The sequence below is a fragment of the Mesorhizobium sp. SP-1A genome (assembly GCF_032460275.1).
Classification (GTDB): Bacteria; Pseudomonadota; Alphaproteobacteria; order Rhizobiales; family Rhizobiaceae; genus Mesorhizobium.
The window spans coordinates 1-17,072 of the sequence record NZ_JAVXZD010000018.1 but is presented as its reverse complement, the minus strand read 5'-3'; the positions used below and the strand labels follow the sequence as shown (position 1 = coordinate 17,072).

Genomic DNA, 17,072 nt, shown 5'->3' with positions numbered 1-17,072 from the left:
AGATTCATCAGGGCCAGCGGCTTAACATACCGCATCGAAAGGCCGAACATATGACTGCACCGACCGATCTGAGGATAGTGTCAATTGTCGTCTTGCCAAGGAGGCGTCCACATATGAACCCCTTGGGCTGGACCAGGAGGGCCATCGAGCTAAGCCGCCTTCCGGGCGAGTTGGATTTCAAATTCCTCTGGTGTCGATAACCAAGGGCTGAGTGCAGCCGTTTCGAGTTGTAAACCTCTTCGATGAACCTCGGCAATCGTTCGGATCAGCCTGACGCTGACGGCCCCCGTAACCTCGCCGATGCTATACGGGTCGCGGCCGACTCGAGCTCTGCCGGTCTTGGTGTGATGGTTGTTTTCGACGGCAAGGTGCTTTGCGCGGTGGATGCGACCAAGGTTCATTCCTCCCGGACAACGGGTTTCGATTCCAGCGGCTTCGGTCCGCTGGGCGAGGTCGACGACGGATCTGTCCTGATTGTCCGCCGACCACCGTCCTATCCGCGACTGCGTGGCCAGGGAATTGAGACCCGCGTTGACCTACTGCCTCTGACCATGGGCGCGGACGAACGGCTGTTCGAAGCCGCAATCGCTTCCGGAGCTAAGGGAATCGTGCTCGAAGGCTTCGGGCGTGGTAACGGGACACCGAAAATCGTCGAGGCTGTTTCCCGCGCAACCGCACAGAGCATCCCAACGCTTGTCACTTCGCGTTGTCCGCAGGGTAGGGTGCTTCCGCTATACGCAGATGGTGGCGGTCGTGATCTTGAAGACGCCGGGGCGATCCTCGCTGGACGTCTTCAGGGGCCAAAAGCACGCATTCTGCTGTCGCTGGCACTAGCGAACGGCTATCACGACGATCTAGCCAAACTGTGCGCGAAGCTAGGTAGGTAAGGCTTCGCAAACAGAGAGTTGACACGAGCCCGACCCATCGGGATCGGGCAGGCCAATCCCGCACACAATATGAAACGGCTGATGTATACGAGACTAGGAATCTATCGGTAGTACAACGACATACAAGTTCTGATTTTCATCCTCTCCGGCGCGCCGGAGAGGATTCGAATTTGCGGCCCCCCCTTCGGGGCGAGGGTCCATCCAACTGAGCGCGGTGCTTCCTGCTTAACCACGGCCACGCAGGCGGAATTTCAACGGTGCTCCTGTCGGCGTTCGGGGCCGACTTGCTGCGCGATCGGATGGGTGATTCGGTTTGTTCAATCGTCCTGTCGCTATTCGCGAGGGGAGATCATTGTCATCACTCCGGCGACCGAGGCGCGGCGTCGACTATCTACTCAATATGCCCGATCCATGTTCCATAAGCGTCGCGTTCTGCGCATTGAGTGCGCTCGGGTCAACGACCGGGGATGCATAAACTATTAGTGCCTCAGGTTAAAATAGTAGCGCGCGACACTGCCGATTCCTTTGTTACGAATGTCGAAATAGTAAGGATCTTTGCGGCGTGTCCTCGGAATGATCTCAGTCGTCGTGCATGCATTGCCAACACGTTGGAATTCGGCATTCTGCTGATAGTTGCTGTTGCCGACACGATGATCGCGATTGTAGAGCTTGGAGCAGGCAGTCTGGACCGGTTTGGCGCACGCGGGAGTACCGCGCATGTTACTGCCATGCCCGCTTTCGCGATTGATGGTGGTCGGGGTCGTTCCGGCGGGACAGTCTTCATATTCGGCATAGCCTGGCTTGCCGGTTCCCGCTTCGGGACAGGAGGGCCAATAACCAGGGTGGACTTTTCGAATAGCAAGAAGGTTAAGAACGGGCGGCACGCAGTAGGAGACGCCTTGCCATGATGGGTTCTGCGAAGCGACACAAAGCAGGATCTTGCAGCCGAACGAAGCATCTTGAGCTCCAGCATTTATGGTCGTGAGGCCGATAACGGCCCCTGCAATTGCTGGAAGCATATACCGGCAAGGCTTCATGGTTTTTCTCCTTGTCACATCAATTTTGTGATGCCCAAACGCCGTCGATTTTGACGAAGCGCAGCACCTTGGGCAGGGCGAGGTCGTGCTTATCCGTGATCGTGAGGGAGCAGACGACGCCTGGAGCAACGCCGTCCTGCTTGCACTGTTCGATGGCCGCATTTTTCGCGCCACCGAAGAAAATGAGTTTGCGGATTGCTGCGAGCGCTTCCTCGTCCGACGGCACGTCAAGCCTGGCAGCTGCTTCGCATTCGTCGACCTTCATTTGCAACGCTGCGATCTGGCCGGTGAGGTCCGCAACCTCGCCGGCATGGATCGAGTTTGTATAGGCGTAGCCGCCAGCGCCGCCGACCATGAGTGAAACAAATGCCGTGAGACTTAGAGCAGCCGTCTGGTGCATTGAAGACAGCCCGTCATTGATAGTCGGTGATGCCGAGGCGACGCAGAACCTTACCGGGATCGGTCTCGCAATCGTGCTTCCAGTCCGGATGTTTGGCGCAAGCGTACGCGTACTGGCTGAGATCGGCGCTGGAGAGATTTGCGAGCTCGTTGCCCCTGTCCATCCACTTCTGCACTTCGGCGGGCGTACACCCCATGCCGCCGGCGCCGCACTGATCCGGGTCGACGTCGTTGGATCGGGAAGGCTGTTGCGACGTCTGTGACATCGCCGGCGAAACGGAGGCCACGCCGCAGCCAGCGATCAGGAGCGTGAAGAATAGCTTTCTCATCTTAACCTCGCGGAGAATTGTCTGATGGCACTGGATCGGGAGGAGGAAGGGGAAGGCCGGGGTCCGGCGTTTCCTTTGACGACGAGCCCGCTGCGGGAGCCGCTGCCTGGTCAGGCTTGAGGTTCCACGGCGGGGTGAGTTTCGGATCGGACCATACGCCAAAACCCGGGCCTCGCGCACGACGCTCGATATCGAAATACGCGGGAACCTCCGGCTCCCCGGGAAAATTGAACGCATAGCCGATGCCTTCTGCGATCGCCGTTGCGGCCAGATTGGTATCTTCGACAAAGCAATGCGCGAGAACGGTGCGGTTCGCATCGGTCGCAACGGGTGCGCAATTCACGTCGTGTCTCAGGGTTCGAAGGACCAGCCAATCGCGCGCTACCTGGCCAGCGGGCCACTCGACGCTGTCGGTCGTGGCAACCTGGTCGAGCCGAGGCGCAAGATAGCCTGCAAGACGGACGATTTTCCTGGTCTTGATGAATTCAATGGTCGAACCGTCGAGCACCTGCACGCGTCCGTAGATTTGCTTCGGCAGAGCGCTATCGGTCGAGGTCTGCGCGCTTGCCGGCCATATGGCGGCGAGCGTGGCGACGATCGCGATGCCGTTGAGAGGTTTCATTGCTCACCGGCTACATTTTTTGGCGTTTTCTGTTTGCCCTGTCCGAGTAGGATGGAGGCGGGGTGCGGAAAATCGGAATAGGCCCAGAGCCCTTCCTGCGCTTCGCGTGCGCCTTGCTCGACAAGCCGATAACCTGGAACGGCGGGCTCGCCGCTCGAGCTGACCGCGGCAAAGCCCCATCCCTGCGCGATCATGTAGGTCGCCAGATCGTAGCCGGTCTTGCCCGTCGTTGTTCGGCAAACGACAAGCATATTGTTGGCGTCGAGTTCCCGGATCGTCGTGCAGACGGGTTTGCTGTCACGGATTATAGCCTGCGCCATGATCAGGTTCAGCTCACCGCAGTCACGCTTGGCGCCGGGTGCGATCGTCACCGACGTGCCGCGCAAACAGGCCTGCAGGCCGTAGAGCCGGTAACGCTTGCCGCCGGCGATCCAGCTGTCGCCGGTTTCAAACTGCGCGGTCGAGGGAAAGGGCACGAATTTGTTGGCGCCCACCTCTGCGGGCGCGGCCGAATCTCCGCCGCTTGGTACCTGCGCCTGGACAAGAATTGGCTCCGGTCGCGTCGGCAACTGAACAGACGGCACGACGGCTGCATAGGCGTACACGAGAGAACCGGAAACGATGGCGACAAGCATGAGTGTCGGAACCCGCATCAATTCGTCTGGCTTTGCCGATACCGTTCGCCATAGGGATGGCGGAACGCGGCATTCGACCAAATGCCGACATGCGCCTTGGCGGCCTCGGCTTCGGCAGCGGCGTATTCAGGAAAAAGAGCGCCGCGCCGTTCGGCGCCCGGGCAGCGAAGGCCAGCCCGCGACGAATGAGGTATTCGGACAGCGGTTGCGCTTGATCGTCGGGGCCAATGAAGAAGCATTCGGCAAAGCGAACCGAAGGCTGTCCGCTGTTCGCTCCCAAGAAATGGCAGGGAAATGCGCCGCCCGCGGGCGCTGCTGCCGTTTGCAGGGCAGCATTCAGACCGACCAGCGACAGCATCGAGCATGACGCCCGCATCTCTCCCAAGCGGAGTTGCTGCGTCGACCGGCAGCCCTGTGCACCAACCAGCTTGATGATGGTGTTTTGGGCATCGACAAATGCGTTGCCGGTCAACGCAGCCTCGGGAATGACGGTCTCGAGCTTCAGGGCTGTTGCCAAACTGGCAGGGTCCAGCACCCGTTGCGGTCCGGGGACCAGATCACGTCCGCTCGCGTAGGCATTCTGGTAGTATGCGACAAATTTCGCAGGGCCCGGCGCCGTTGCCTGTTGGGCAGCGACGGGAGCGGCCGAAGCCACCAGGACAGCGATAGAAATCGGTGCAATGATGTGCATTTCCAGTTCGGCCTTTTTCAACCGACCAGAAAGTGCTATAGCATAAAATTATACGATAGTGCAAGTTTCATGAGTACCGATGGCCGCCTTCGCGGCGCATAGTGCGGTCGAATCGAATGGACGATGACAATGATCAGGGCCATCAAAAAAGCGGTGCGGGCGTTCTGGATGTTTGCCGGCCTTGTCATGCTTTTCGTCTGGATTGCCGTCGGTTGTTGGCTTCTTCTGTGGATCGGGTCGTCCGTTGCTGGCGCGGCATGGGCGCCTGCGGTTGGCTCGTGGGGATACGATTTCTTTGTCCAGCACTTCTGGGTGAAACTGATCGCAATCCTGGCATTCCTGACGCTCATCGGCGCTATCTGCGGCGAGACGACCAGCCGCCGCATCAGACCGGCTTCAGACTTTGACGACGAGCGCAAGAGGGAAGAAGAACGAAATCTCGCCGATGAGACTATCGTCGGCCAGCGCAATTCAAGAGCAGCGCAATGCACATGGGAACGGTCTGCAGGATTGCGCTAGCGCCGCTATCTTGCACCGTAAATCCCCAGCAGCGCCGCGGCGGCCGTACGCCTCACCTTCTCCTTCCCGGCCGGAATCCAAAGCCCGCAGCACGGCCGAAGGCTGCTGCTGCGTCAGGCCGGCGGGCTTGGAATTGCGGCAAATAAAGTTATACGATAGTAACATTTCATGAAAGCGAGAGACCCACGATTGTCGATAGAAGCCGGGCGCGGAAAACCCTCCAAGGGAAGGTCGACCATCGGCCTCAAACGGGCGGAGCAACTGAGGAGTCCCGTTGCTGTGCGACGCCCCCGCCGAGTTGGGAAAGAAGGCGAGTCTGAGATCTTGCCAGTCATTGCTTCGTCTCCGAAGCGGGGACGGCCACCGTCTTGTCGATGGACATAGCCACAGGGGTACAAAGTTTCTGGTTGCTCGCATTCGAAGCGCAATGCGAAAGCGTGCCGGTCATGGTCGAGATGTGGTCGATGAGTTGGCATCTCGTTCCGTCGCAATCACCGTCAGCGCTGTCGACCGGCGGCCCGACGGATGTGCGCTTGAGCCACACGGGAGGATTGCATGAAGATTCCGGTCATGGCGGTGATGGCCTTCGGTATGGCTGTGGCAGGATGTGCCTCGCCGGTAGAGCCGTTGAGCTACTCCGTTCCCCATCGTTGGACGGAGCTGAAGCTGACGCAATGCAAGGCGTATGGGACGTTTTCCGAATGCCAGTTGGTGCAAATGTCAGCGTCGCCCGATCAGCGATACAGGCTCGGCCCTGTGCAGCAGCAAAACCGTCAGTTCCAGACCTTGAGCGACGGCTATCAGTACCAGATCACGGATTGCTACCAGATTGAGCGCGTGAACAGGCCGTTGCCGAACTACCTCTGCCGCATTGTTGGCTATCGCACCGGAGCGGAGGCGGGATCGGTGTTCGTCAAAGGCGGCACGGCCGTCAACCTCGCCAAATATCTCGGCGACCAGGAGCAACTTCGCTACCAGTGGACGCGCGATCCGTGGGAGCGAAAGGGCTCCTGACGTCGGCCTCGGAGCGGCTATAGCGATCAAGAGCCGAACACGAACTTATACGATAGTGATATTTATTGCTTGACCAACGCAGCGTTGATTATACGATAGTGTAATCTACCGTGCGATTTTCAGGGTCAGGAATGCGGCTTTTGACGAGGGAAGGGACGCGACTTTTCAGTGTCCGGTGCGTGAAGGTCGTTGCACTTTTGTGCGCGATGACGCCCGTCCACGCTTTCGGCGGGGATACGGCAGTTCGACCTTCAGGCGTGGACAGGCCGCTCAGCGACGAGGCGTTTTCCGTTCGCGCCGGAGCAAAGACAGCGGCATCGCGCACAGTAGCGGAAGCTGTCTCGGTACCGTCTCGGGTGAAGGCCATTCGAGCAAGCGCCAATGTCTTTGCCTATCCGGCCGAGCCGCTTCAGGTTGAGCCGCCGCGCGATCTGACCGCTGAAAGCGTCGCGGATGCCGCCGCTCTGATGCGGTCGCCGGAGATTGGCGACGCCGATGCAAAGGTGCGGCCCGACCTGCTGGCCGGCATGCCCGGCGATGTGGCGCGGTTGATTGTTGAGGCTGCGCACGAAGAGGGCGTCGATCCGAATTTGATGCTGTCGATTGCCCGGGCCGAGAACGGCGCTTTCGATGGCACGGCGGTCAGTGGGGCAGGGGCGGTCGGGATCATGCAGATGCTACCGGAAACGGGAGCGGCATATGGCGCGCACGATTTGACCGATCCGGCGCAGAATGTGCGCGCCGCGGCGAAGTTCCTGAAGGTGCTGGTCGACAAGTACGGCAATCCGATTCTTGTGGCGGCGGCTTACAACGCCGGCGAGCCGAAGGTGGATCTGCGGACATCGCTGCCGCTGATCCGCGAAACGGCCGACTATGTCACGCGCGTGGTGGAGCTCTACACCCACGCATATGCGCCAGGCGACATCCAGGCCGTTGGCCGGGCGCGCCAGGGATTCCACTCGAACGGGCAGCGGAGTGCGGCCAGCACAAAGGCCTCAAGTCCCGCACGATCGACGATGCTGGTGTTTTCCACGAACGGCCCTGGTCCCGACGGGACGGATGCGGCTCAGCAGATACAGCCCCCGGACGGGCCAGTGAAGGTGAGAGAGGAAGGCAGCCAATGAACAGCGTGAAGACATTTTACGGCGGGTTGAAGGACGCCGCCCAGGCGGGGTGGAATTCACCACGCGGCAAGCGGGTGATCGTGCATTCGACCATGGCGACGGTGAGTGCGGGAATCTTGTTCATGTCAGCGATCGAACCGGCAGCCGCGCAGAACCTGCAGGCCCTGCAGAACGCCGCCGACCGCATTGTCCAGTTCTTCACCGGACCGTTCGGGCGCAGCATCGGCGCCATCGCCTTCATCGGCATGTTCCTCGCCGCGGCGTTTGGCTACTGGAGCTGGGGTGCGCTCCTGCGGGTCGGCGGTTCGCTCGCCGGCATGTTCGCGGCGGCCGAGCTAGTCGATTTCCTGGCCGGCGGCGCACAATAGGCGCCTTCATCGTCATGGCAAACAGAGACGAAGAAGAGATCGTGGACACCTATCCGGTCATCCTGGCGATGACACGGCAGCCGACGGTGATGGGCATCCCCTACACCTTCTTTCTCGCGGAGTGCTTCACCTCGCTCATGCTGTTCCTGGCGCTCGGGTCCATTCTCTGGTTCCCGGCCGCCTTTATCGTCCAGCATTCGGTCTTGTACGTCGTGAGCACGAAGATCGACCTGTGGTTCTTCGACATCCTGCAAAAGCACAGTGCATGCGGGGTCAATCCGCTCGGAAGGCGGATCGGCGGACGCATCAGGACCTACGGCAAATGACGACGGTAGCGAGCGCCCTGCGGTCGAATCTCAGCCGGGGATGGGACATCTTCGCCGACAGGGGGGTATCGGCCCATGTGCCGTATTTCGCGCCGATCGAGAACGGCATCGTCCGGCTCAAGAACGATTGCCTTGCCACGACGCTGCGCCTCAACGGATTTTCGTTCGAAACCGCCGATATCGACTACGTCAATCTGCTGCAACGGCAGCGCAACACGGCATTTCGGGCGATTTCGAATCTCGGCAGCTTCGCGCTGTACACGCATGTCGTCCGGCACAAGGTGAAGCCGTCGTTGCCCGGCACCTTTGCCAATCCCTTCATGGCCCGCATGGACGAGGTCTATCAGGCAAGCATCTCGAAGAACGAGATGTTCGTGAACGACACCTATGTGTCGCTGGTCGTGCGACCGGTGTTCAGGAAGGGCTCGTTTCCAAGCCGCATTCTGGGTGTGGGCGGTTCTGTGGTGGCGCGGGAGCAGCTGCGCCACATGCGCGACAAGCTGCTCGAGGCGACGCGGGCGTTGGAGAAGAGCCTCGACCCGTACGGCCCGCAGGTCTTGCGCGATGTGAAGCGCGTCGAGGTGACGATGCCGGATGGCCGGCGGATCTATCGCGACGTAAGCGACGACATGGTCCTTGAACCGGATGCGCGCGTCGTCTGGTTTTCGGAACAGTGCGAGTTTTTCTACACACTGCTCAATGCCTGCAAGGTTCGGCCGATGCTTCTCGGCAACATGCCGATCGACGAGATGGTGCCGTCACGTCGGACCACATTCGGCAATCGCACGATTCACCTGGAAGGGGATACGCGGGGCGAGGATCGCTATGCCGCGATGATCTCGCTGAAGGAGTACCCGCCGGAAACGGGCGCCGGAATGCTCGACTATGTGCTCAAGCAACCCTTCGAGATGGTGGTCACGCAATCTCTATCATTCGTTGACGATCAGGCCGCCCGTTACAAGATCGACCGCCTGGATCGGCAGCTCAGCAAATCCGATGAAGGTGGATCGTCGATCCAGAGCGATCTCGATTTCGCGCGCGACCAGCTGGCGCGGAAGAACGTCGCTTTCGCCGAACATCACCTGACCGTAATGCCGATCGCCAGGAGCATGGACGTCCTGGACGAGGCGGTGGCGGTGATCGGTTCGGAGTTCGGCGCCCTGGGCGCCAGCTATGTGCGCGAGGATCTCAATTGCGAACCCTGCTATTGGGCGCAGCTGCCCGGCAACCAGGCCTACATCGCCAGACGGGCGACGATCTCGACATTGAATTTTGCCGGCCTGTCGTCGTTTCACGCCTATCCCTATGGCAAGCCCGACGGCAACCATTGGGGGCCGGCGATCACGATTTTCGAGACGACGTCGGGAACGCCGTTCTTCTTTAATTTCCATCAGGGCGATGTCGGCCACACGACGGTGTTCGGCCCGACCGGCTCCGGCAAGACGGTGCTGATGTCGTTCCTGATCAACCAGGCCTATCGCGTCAATCCTGACCTGAAGGCGGTGGTTTTCGACAAGGACCGTGGTCTGGACATCATGGTGAGGGCCGCCGGCGGCACGTACATGACGCTGGAGCCGGGCGAGGCGTCTAGCTGGAACCCCTTGATGATGGAGAACACGGAGGAGAACCGCGTGTTTCTCTATCGGCTCATCAGCTTCATGCTGAAGCCGAGCCGCGAGGGCGAGTCGCTGACCCCGCAGGAAGAGCAGATCATCCGCTCGGCGATCAAGCAGATCATGTCCTCGGGCGATGTGAAGTTCCGGCGCATGTCGGCGCTGCGCTCGCTTCTTGCCGGATCGCAGCGGACCGAATCCGGCCTGATGGCGCGACTCGACAAGTGGGTCGATGACGGGCCGTACGCCTGGCTGTTCGACAATGCGGAGGACCGTCTGGACATTTCCAGGCCGATGATCGGCTTCGACATGACCTCGATCCTGGAAGACCCGCAGGCGAGGACAGCCGCGCTTCTCTACATGTTCCATCGCCTCGACAAGATCTACGACGGCAAGACGCCGGTGATCAATCTGATGGACGAGGCCTGGAAGCTTCTCGATGACGAGGAGTTCAGGCGCTCGATGAAGGATTATTTCAAGACCATCCGCAAGCGCAACGGGATGATCATTTTCGGCACGCAATCACCGGATGATGTGGTGCGATCGAGCGTCTCGCGCACCATCATCGAGCAGACCTCGACGAACATCTTCTTTCCGTTCCCCAAGGCTGACGAAGACAGCCTCAAGAAGCCGTTCGGGCTGTCGGACGCCGAATTCGCCTGGGTCAAGGAGGGCGATCCGGCGGAGCGATTCGTCCTCATCAAGCACGCCCGCGACAGCGTCGTGGCCCGTGTCGACATGGGCCACATGATGGATTTCGTGAAGGTGCTGTCCGGCCGTGAGGACACGGTGCGCCAGGTCGAAGTGCTGCGCGAGGAATATGGCGAGGACCCGCGCGACTGGCTGGACAAATTCTGCGACTGGAAGGGGTAAGACGATGCTGCGACCGATGCTGTGCGGGACGATTGCTGCGGCATTGCTGGCGGGCGCGATGCTGTCGTCATATGCCCAGGTGCCGGTGGATGACGGCGCCCGGTTGAAGATCCAGCAGACGACGCAGCAGTGGTACCACAACTATCGGAAGAATCAGGAGATGACGCGCGGCAACTCGGGCGACACGGCGAACAGCTATGCGCCGGGGCAGGGCATTGGCGGCATGGATTGCTCGTCCTTTGGCGGCGGCGGCGGCTGGGGCGGCGAGATCGGACCGAACAATCCGCGCAATGCGAGCCAGGAGCAGATCCGGCAACTGGTGGCGGACGAAGCCCGGCGCCAGGGCATCGATCCGAACTTTGCCATGGCGATTGCCGAGCAGGAATCGCGTTTCCGCCAAAGCGCGGTCTCCGCGGTCGGAGCGCTCGGCACGATGCAGTTGATGCCGGCGACCGCCGCCAAGCTCGGCGTCAATCCCTACGGCCTTCGCGACAACATCCGTGGCGGCGTGGCGTACCTGAAACAGATCATGGGCATGTATCCGGGCCGGCTGGATCTGGTCGCGGCCGGCTATAACGCCGGACCCAATCGGCAGTCTCTGCAAAACGGCAACATACCGCAGATTCCCGAGACCCAGAACTACGTGAACATGGTCAGCCAGTATTATAACCGCAACAAGCGGCAATTTGGCGACCAGCGCCCGATGGGAGCCCCGATCCCGCAAATGGTCTTGGCGCCGGCAGGTTGCGGCGAAGGCATCAAGGAGGCCGTGGACCGTAACACCGAAGCGCAGCTGCAGCGGGCCGAGACGTGGAATGCCTTCGTCGGCAAGGCGCTCGAGGCGAACCAGCTGAAGCAACAGACCATGCTCGGTCAACTGCGAGAGGCGTCGGCGTTTCTGAGGGGATCCGGCAGTGGTCAAAACGGCAATTTCGGTGACGGTTCCGGCGAGATCAAGATCGCCGAAATCGCTTGCCCGTCCACGGTGGTGAATACGGGGTCGACGCGTTGCTATGCGGTCCCGCCGCAATCGTCGACGGCCGACATTCAGCGCCTGCTGCAATATCTGCAGGAACAGGCGCGGGCGCAGGGCCGCAACGCCACATTCGCGGCGATGGAAGACAATGTGCTCGGACTGGTGGCGGTCGTCGACAGCCGGCGGGCTCAATAAGCGATCAGAACGGTAACGAAGCGGAAGGATGGGAAGCGATGAAGAAGATCATTCTTGGCAGCGCGTTAGCGCTCCTGTTGTCGACGGCGGCCTTTGCGCAGGTGCCGGTGACGGACCGTGCCAATACCGCCGTCAACGAGAAGATCAAGGCGCTGACGTCGCAGATCCAGTCGGACACAACCATCATCAAGGACAACACGACGCGGACGCTGCAGGCGATCACCGGAGACAGGACGCAGGACGCCGGCCAGTTCTCGGCGCTGGCGACCGGTGGTGGGTTCACGATGAGCCAGGCTCCGGATTTCGGCGCGATCCTGCAGGGGAATCAGGCGTCGTTCGGCGGGATCAGTGGCCAGTTTCAGAATATGGCAGCCCAAGTGATCAACGGCCTGAACCTCGTCAAGATGGTGAAGGACGCGGTGACCGGCGGCGAGCTCACCGGTGCGAACCAGGCTTACAATCAGGGCGTCCAGACACTCACGGCCTTGACGGCGATGACGGATGCGATGAACGCCGCATCGAAGGAGCGGACGGTCGCTTTCACCAATGCCGCCGGCGAGATTGGCAAAGCCCAGGACATGAAAGGCGCCCTGGAGCAGAACACGCAGATGGTGCTGCAGGGGAACCAGACCGCCAACGAAGCGGTCGGCGCCCTGAACAGCGCCGTCGTGCTGGAATCGCAGCGGTACAAGGCAGCCCTTTCCGAGCAATCGCAATTCCTGAAGACCTTCGCCGCTGGGACAGCCCGCAGACACAACGGCCAGCAGCAGGACAGCCAGTCCGTCAGGGAGCAGCTTGAACAATTCGAAGCGCAATCGCAGTGAAGCCGCCCTGTTCCATCCCGTTGCTGGCCTGCCTCGTCGCGCTTGTCGGCTGCGCCGGCCACAAGGAGCGTTTGGCGAAGTGCTCGGCTGACGAGAATCCGGTCGGCGAACTTGCGTATGCTCAAGATCAAAGCCCGAGGAATGCCGGCGGGATCATCATCCAGCAGATGACCGATGAATGTGGCCCCATGAGGCCGGTGAACCAGTTCTGACCGGAGGTGTTGCCAGATGGATCCGCGGGACGGGCTCACCAATTTCTATGGAACCGCGCTCACCTATTTCGACAAGATCAACCAGGACACGATCGAGCGCGCCTGGGGGCTATTTGCTGAAAACAAGGGACTGGTCACCTCCCTGCTGGCTCTGTTCCTGATCATCTATTTTCTGTGGGGGGCGTTGGGCCGCACCCATATCAGTTTCCAGGATATGGCCATCACCGGCTGCAAGGTCGCTCTCGCATATGCGTTCGTGATGTCCTGGTCGGTCTTCCATGAGGAGGTCGGCAAGCTGATCCTGGAGACACCGGAACAGCTTGGCGCAGCCCTGTCTTCGCGCATGGCGGGGATCGCCGGCGGCGCCAATATGGCGGACCAGGTCCGTCAGGTCGCCGAGAAGGTCTACGAGTTCGCATCGGCGATTGCGACAGCGCAGGCCGGTGGATGGATCGGCTCGATCGTCGGCGCGTTGCTCGACCTGTTCATTGTTGGCGGCGGGTTGATCCCCATGCTTCTGGTTCTGACCGGCGTGACGCTCTTTGCAAAGATGACGGTCGCGGTGATGCTTGCCGTCGGGCCGATTGCCATTCTGTGCAATTTTTTCGGCATGACCAGGTTTGTGTTTGAAGGATGGGTCAAAGGCATCGCGTTCGGAATTTTCACGCTGCTTTTTTCCTACATCATCGCGGGCTTCTGCTTCGGCTTTGTCCGCTCCTATCTCGATTCCATCCAGATCGCGACGGCGACGCAGGAGGAATCCTTCGGCGTGGCGGCCGGTCTGGTGCTCTACATGCTGGTGGTGGCCGCGTTCGTCGTTCGGGTGCCGTCATTGGCGCTCTCGTTTGCGTATGGAGCAGCGTTTTTCGGGCTCCCTGCTGCCGGCAGCGTAGGCGAGGGATTGCGAAGCGCAAAAAATAGCGGCTCGAGAGCAGCCAATCTTGCAACGAGCCTCACCCCAGAAGGCATTACGGGCAACGCGGTGCGCGGCACGATGGCCATGGCGGGAGACATGGGGCGCGGAACCCGCGCCATGGGCCGGATGCTTGCCAGCCGAATGCGGGGCCGTTCCGGCTAGGTTCGCGGCGATTCCGGGATTTGCGCGGAGATAAATTCGAGTGGCATTGTTGAGGAAAACGGCAATCGGCGAGCCCGACGGAAAAATTCCAGGTTTTGAGGCACTCTATCAGCAGCATTTGACATGGGGCGCACGGCAGAGGTCGCTCCTTTCACTGCTTGCGTTCGTGCTCGGCCTGGCGGCCATTGCGGGGTGGGCCGTCGCCGGCATCTCGGTTTGGTCGTCGGCGCAGCTGTTTCCGCTGAAATCGACCGAAGTCGTGCCGCTGATCGTCGACAAGGCGACAGGCTACATGGAGACGGTGACGACGCTCGACAAAGACAGGTCTGTCTCCGAACTCCAGGCGGTGAGGGCAGCCTTCATCGGCAACTACGTGATCAAGCGGGAGACCTACGATCCCCGTTATCTCGCCGACACTTTCGACATGATCCAGTTGTGGTCGGACCCGAATGGGCGGGCGTTCCGGGAATACGAAGAGCTGATGAACCCGGGCAATCCGAAGTCGCCGGTCAAGAGGATCGGGGCGGAGGGCGATGTCCGGGTGAACCTTTTGTCCGTCAATCCCCTGAACAACGAGACGATGAACGTGCGCTTCGAGACGGAAGAACGCCGCCAGGGCGGTATGGCCAAAGTCGACCGCTGGTCGGCGACGGTTCGCTATCGGCAGGGCAATCTGGAAATGAGCCAAAGGGTGCGGATGTTCAATCCGCTGGGCTTCCTGGTCACGGACTACACCAGGGTTCCGGAAATGATGCCAAGCGGGCTGTCGCAATGAGGAGGATGGGACTGGCGACGCTGGCGATCGTACTCGGCACGGCACTCGCGCACGCGGAATTGGTGGCGCAGCCAGGACGCTATGATCCTCGCATTCGCACGGTTCCCTATTCCGCGGAGCAGGTGTTCGAGGTCACCGGCACCTACGGCATGGTCACGGTGATCCTGTTCGGCAATGACGAGGAAATCACGCAGGTCGTCGCCGGCGACACCGTCTCCTGGCAGATCCTGACGTCGGCCGACCGGCGCTCGCTGACGCTGAAGCCGATGGAGAAAGATGCAGCGACGAACATGTCGGTGATCACGACGAAACGCACCTATTCGTTCGAGCTGCTGGTCAACGATTCCAAAAGCCAGCGCAATCAAACCTACAAGCTTCGATTTTCCTATCCCGAAGATGCCGGGATGAAGGGCATGGCCGAACTGTGGAAGCAGGCCCAGGAGGCGCAGAAAAATCCGAACATCAAGAACATTCGCCGCGATCACGTGAATTATGACTACGGCTTCAAGGGCGACCCCGGCGCGAAACCGGTGTGGGTCTTCGACGACGGGATCAAGACATTCATGAAATTCTCCGGCGACACGCCGGCGATATTCGTCGTCGACAGGAAGCGGCGCGAGTCGCTGGTCAACTACCGCCGGGAGCAGGACTACATCGTGATCGACGCGGTGTCGCGCCAATGGACGCTTCGTTTCGGCACGGAGACGGAAACCTGCCTGTTCAATCTGCGCACGGCGCCGGCCGACGAGCCGCCGCCGATCGAGGGCGTGGTGGGACCGAAGCCGTTGGGAAAGGGACGGGCGTATTCGAGCGGTTCCCCGGACAGGAGCATGAGGTAGGCCGATGTCTGATCCGCAATACAGCCATAGTATCGAGAACGAGGCAACGATCGGCGGCGCCGTGCGGCGGCGCGGAATAGGCATCGGACGGCCCCTGGCGTTGCTGGCCGCACTCTTCGCCGTTGGGATCGTGCTCTATCTGGCCTTCTCGGCACCGCCGGAAAAGGTCGCGACGAACCAGTCGGAGCCCGAAACTTTCGCCCCGGTGCGAGCGCCGGAAAGCCCAGGCTTCAACGCGCCGCCACCCCCGCCGCCGATCCCCACCGTGGTGGTGCCGGAGGCGCCGCCACCTCCTCCACCGCCACCGGTGGAACAGGTCGAGTTGCCGCCAGTGCCGGAACAGCCGGTCGATTGCTCGAACGGAAACAATCCCGACAATCCAAAGTGCATCGAACTCGAACGCCAGCAGAAGTTGCTCGAGCGGGTGAAGGCGAATGCAATGGTCTACGACCAGTCGCGTGGCCAGCAGGGCACGGATATGGCGCAGGCGTCCGTGCAGCCGGGTGGCAATGAACAGGGTATGGTCGGCCTGAACGGCGGCGAAGATTCGTCCGAACAGGGCATCCCCGGTGTAGCCGACCGCGACGGTACGGGCGGAGACGCCAACAGAGCTTTTCTGGCGGCGATGGGAAACCAGGACGTCGCGGTGTCGCGGGCCGTGAAGAACGATCGAACCGACGCCTGGATCGCCCAGGGCACCATGATCAGGGGCACGCTGGAAACCGCGATCAACTCGGACCTCGCCGGCATGGCGAAGGCGATCGTACGCGACGACGTCTACTCTTTCGACGGTCGCCGCATCCTGATCCCCGCCGGGTCGAGCCTGATCGGCGACTACAAGGCCGACATCCAGCAAGGCCAGGAGCGCGTTTTCGTGGCCTGGACGCGCATGATCCGTGGCGATGGGGTTTCGGTCCAGCTCGGTTCCTTCGGTACGGACCGGCTCGGGCGATCGGGCATGACAGGCAAAGTGGACAGGAAATATTGGGAGCGCTTTGGGCCGCCGGCGCTGCTCACGATGATCGGCGGGGCGGCGCAATATGTGGCGACGCTCGGAAATCCCGATCGCAACAGCGACATCACCATCGTCAATCCGGATGGCACGGTGACGCGGATACCGCAGAGCAGCACCGAAACGCCCGAACAGCAGGCGCGCGGCATTGCAGCCCAGACGATCGCTGCCGGCATCCAGCAGATGGCCGCGGAAGCGTTCGGCAATACCAGGGATATCAGGCCGACGATCCATATCGACCAGGGGTCGGACATCAACGTCTTTGTGACCCGCGATCTCGATTTCTCCGATTTGTACGCGGACCCGGTCGCTGAGGAGTTCGAGCGGCTGAAGAGGTCGAAGCGAGCAGGCAGGTGAAGATGGATTCCGTCAGCGACAAGGCGCCGCATGCGCCGGCCGACAAGGTGGTGACGCCGCTCAAGAAGGTCGATGCCACAACCAGCAGGAGGGATATCGATCTTCACTGGCTCGGCGAGGCGCTGAAGCCGATCAGGAAGTATTTCGACGATCCGGAGATTGTCGAAATCTCCTGCCAGAAGCCAGAGGAGCTGTGGCTGGAAAAAGGCGGCAGCCTGGTGATGCAGAAGATCGAGGAGCCGACCTGTTGATTGCCACTGAGAACTGACCCGGCATTTCCACCGAGAATTGACCCGCCTATTAGGTATGTTTCGGGTCTGTGGCTTGGGTCAAGTTCCTGCCTTTCTCCTTTTTGCTTTTGGTCTCA

At 60.9% G+C, this 17,072-nt stretch carries 20 protein-coding genes; 14 read left to right on the top strand and 6 right to left on the bottom strand.

Going from position 1 to position 17,072, the window contains the following annotated elements:
• Nucleotides 1–242: 242 nt before the first annotated feature.
• Nucleotides 243–887, top strand: a complete 645-nt coding sequence (locus QU595_RS30120) for an asparaginase (RefSeq protein ID WP_315929023.1) — start codon at nt 243–245, stop codon at nt 885–887.
• Nucleotides 888–1,366: 479 nt separating this feature from the next.
• On the opposite strand, the gene QU595_RS30115 is transcribed toward QU595_RS30120, so the two are convergent.
• Genes QU595_RS30115 through QU595_RS30090 form a run of 6 tightly spaced genes read right to left on the bottom strand, consistent with a single transcriptional unit; the run spans nt 1,367 to nt 4,621 of the window.
• Entirely contained in the window at nt 1,367–1,924 is a 558-nt protein-coding gene (locus QU595_RS30115; RefSeq protein ID WP_315929022.1) for a hypothetical protein, read from the bottom strand.
• Between the two features lie 19 nt (nt 1,925–1,943).
• Nucleotides 1,944–2,324, bottom strand: a complete 381-nt coding sequence (locus tag QU595_RS30110; RefSeq protein ID WP_315929020.1) for a hypothetical protein — start codon at nt 2,322–2,324, stop codon at nt 1,944–1,946.
• A 13-nt stretch (nt 2,325–2,337) separates the two neighbouring features.
• The gene (locus QU595_RS30105; protein WP_315929018.1) at nt 2,338–2,652 is read right to left on the bottom strand and encodes a hypothetical protein; all 315 of its coding nucleotides are present in this window, start codon (nt 2,650–2,652) and stop codon (nt 2,338–2,340) included.
• A gap of 1 nt (nt 2,653) precedes the next feature.
• Complete coding sequence (locus QU595_RS30100) at nt 2,654–3,274, bottom strand: thermonuclease family protein (RefSeq protein ID WP_315929016.1); 621 nt, start codon at nt 3,272–3,274, stop codon at nt 2,654–2,656.
• Nucleotides 3,271–3,768, bottom strand: a complete 498-nt coding sequence (locus tag QU595_RS30095; RefSeq protein ID WP_315929014.1) for a thermonuclease family protein — start codon at nt 3,766–3,768, stop codon at nt 3,271–3,273. Before QU595_RS30095 ends, QU595_RS30100 begins: the two co-directional genes overlap by 4 nt.
• Nucleotides 3,722–4,621 carry a hypothetical protein gene (locus tag QU595_RS30090; RefSeq protein WP_315929011.1) on the bottom strand — a complete coding sequence of 300 codons (900 nt, stop codon included), beginning with the start codon at nt 4,619–4,621 and terminating at the stop codon, nt 3,722–3,724. Before QU595_RS30090 ends, QU595_RS30095 begins: the two co-directional genes overlap by 47 nt.
• Before the next feature lie 108 nt (nt 4,622–4,729).
• Between QU595_RS30090 and QU595_RS30085 the strand changes: the two genes are divergently transcribed.
• The 13 genes from QU595_RS30085 to QU595_RS30025 all read left to right on the top strand — a co-directional run bounded on the left by QU595_RS30085 (nt 4,730) and on the right by QU595_RS30025 (nt 16,956).
• Nucleotides 4,730–5,119: a hypothetical protein gene (locus QU595_RS30085; RefSeq protein WP_315929009.1), complete on the top strand. Its 390-nt coding sequence runs from the start codon at nt 4,730–4,732 to the stop codon at nt 5,117–5,119.
• A gap of 555 nt (nt 5,120–5,674) precedes the next feature.
• On the top strand, nt 5,675–6,133 hold the full coding sequence (locus QU595_RS30080; RefSeq protein WP_315929007.1) for a hypothetical protein: 459 nt from the start codon (nt 5,675–5,677) through the stop codon (nt 6,131–6,133).
• A 356-nt stretch (nt 6,134–6,489) separates the two neighbouring features.
• Nucleotides 6,490–7,257: a lytic transglycosylase domain-containing protein gene (locus QU595_RS30075; protein ID WP_315929005.1), complete on the top strand. Its 768-nt coding sequence runs from the start codon at nt 6,490–6,492 to the stop codon at nt 7,255–7,257.
• A complete protein-coding gene (locus tag QU595_RS30070; protein ID WP_315929003.1) occupies nt 7,254–7,625 on the top strand; it encodes a TrbC/VirB2 family protein in 372 nt (123 codons plus the stop codon). The genes QU595_RS30075 and QU595_RS30070 overlap by 4 nt, the downstream gene beginning before the upstream one ends.
• Nucleotides 7,626–7,639: 14 nt before the next feature.
• Complete coding sequence (locus QU595_RS30065; RefSeq protein WP_315929002.1) at nt 7,640–7,951, top strand: VirB3 family type IV secretion system protein; 312 nt, start codon at nt 7,640–7,642, stop codon at nt 7,949–7,951.
• A complete protein-coding gene (locus tag QU595_RS30060) occupies nt 7,948–10,437 on the top strand; it encodes a VirB4 family type IV secretion/conjugal transfer ATPase (RefSeq protein ID WP_315929000.1) in 2,490 nt (829 codons plus the stop codon). Before QU595_RS30065 ends, QU595_RS30060 begins: the two co-directional genes overlap by 4 nt.
• Nucleotides 10,438–10,441: 4 nt before the next feature.
• Nucleotides 10,442–11,608, top strand: coding sequence for a lytic transglycosylase domain-containing protein (locus tag QU595_RS30055; RefSeq protein WP_315928998.1), 1,167 nt, complete (start codon nt 10,442–10,444; stop codon nt 11,606–11,608).
• Nucleotides 11,609–11,646: 38 nt separating this feature from the next.
• Nucleotides 11,647–12,432, top strand: coding sequence for a conjugal transfer protein (locus QU595_RS30050; protein ID WP_315928996.1), 786 nt, complete (start codon nt 11,647–11,649; stop codon nt 12,430–12,432).
• 228 nt (nt 12,433–12,660) lie between these two features.
• On the top strand, nt 12,661–13,722 hold the full coding sequence (locus QU595_RS30045; RefSeq protein WP_315928994.1) for a type IV secretion system protein: 1,062 nt from the start codon (nt 12,661–12,663) through the stop codon (nt 13,720–13,722).
• A 166-nt stretch (nt 13,723–13,888) separates the two neighbouring features.
• Nucleotides 13,889–14,497 (top strand): virB8 family protein, encoded by a 609-nt coding sequence (locus QU595_RS30040; RefSeq protein WP_315928992.1) that lies wholly within the window; start codon nt 13,889–13,891, stop codon nt 14,495–14,497.
• Nucleotides 14,494–15,336, top strand: coding sequence for a P-type conjugative transfer protein VirB9 (virB9, locus tag QU595_RS30035; protein ID WP_315928990.1), 843 nt, complete (start codon nt 14,494–14,496; stop codon nt 15,334–15,336). The genes QU595_RS30040 and virB9 overlap by 4 nt, the downstream gene beginning before the upstream one ends.
• Nucleotides 15,337–15,340: 4 nt before the next feature.
• A complete protein-coding gene (gene virB10, locus QU595_RS30030; protein WP_315928988.1) occupies nt 15,341–16,705 on the top strand; it encodes a type IV secretion system protein VirB10 in 1,365 nt (454 codons plus the stop codon).
• 2 nt (nt 16,706–16,707) lie between these two features.
• Nucleotides 16,708–16,956 carry a hypothetical protein gene (locus tag QU595_RS30025; RefSeq protein ID WP_315928986.1) on the top strand — a complete coding sequence of 83 codons (249 nt, stop codon included), beginning with the start codon at nt 16,708–16,710 and terminating at the stop codon, nt 16,954–16,956.
• Nucleotides 16,957–17,072: the final 116 nt, after the last annotated feature.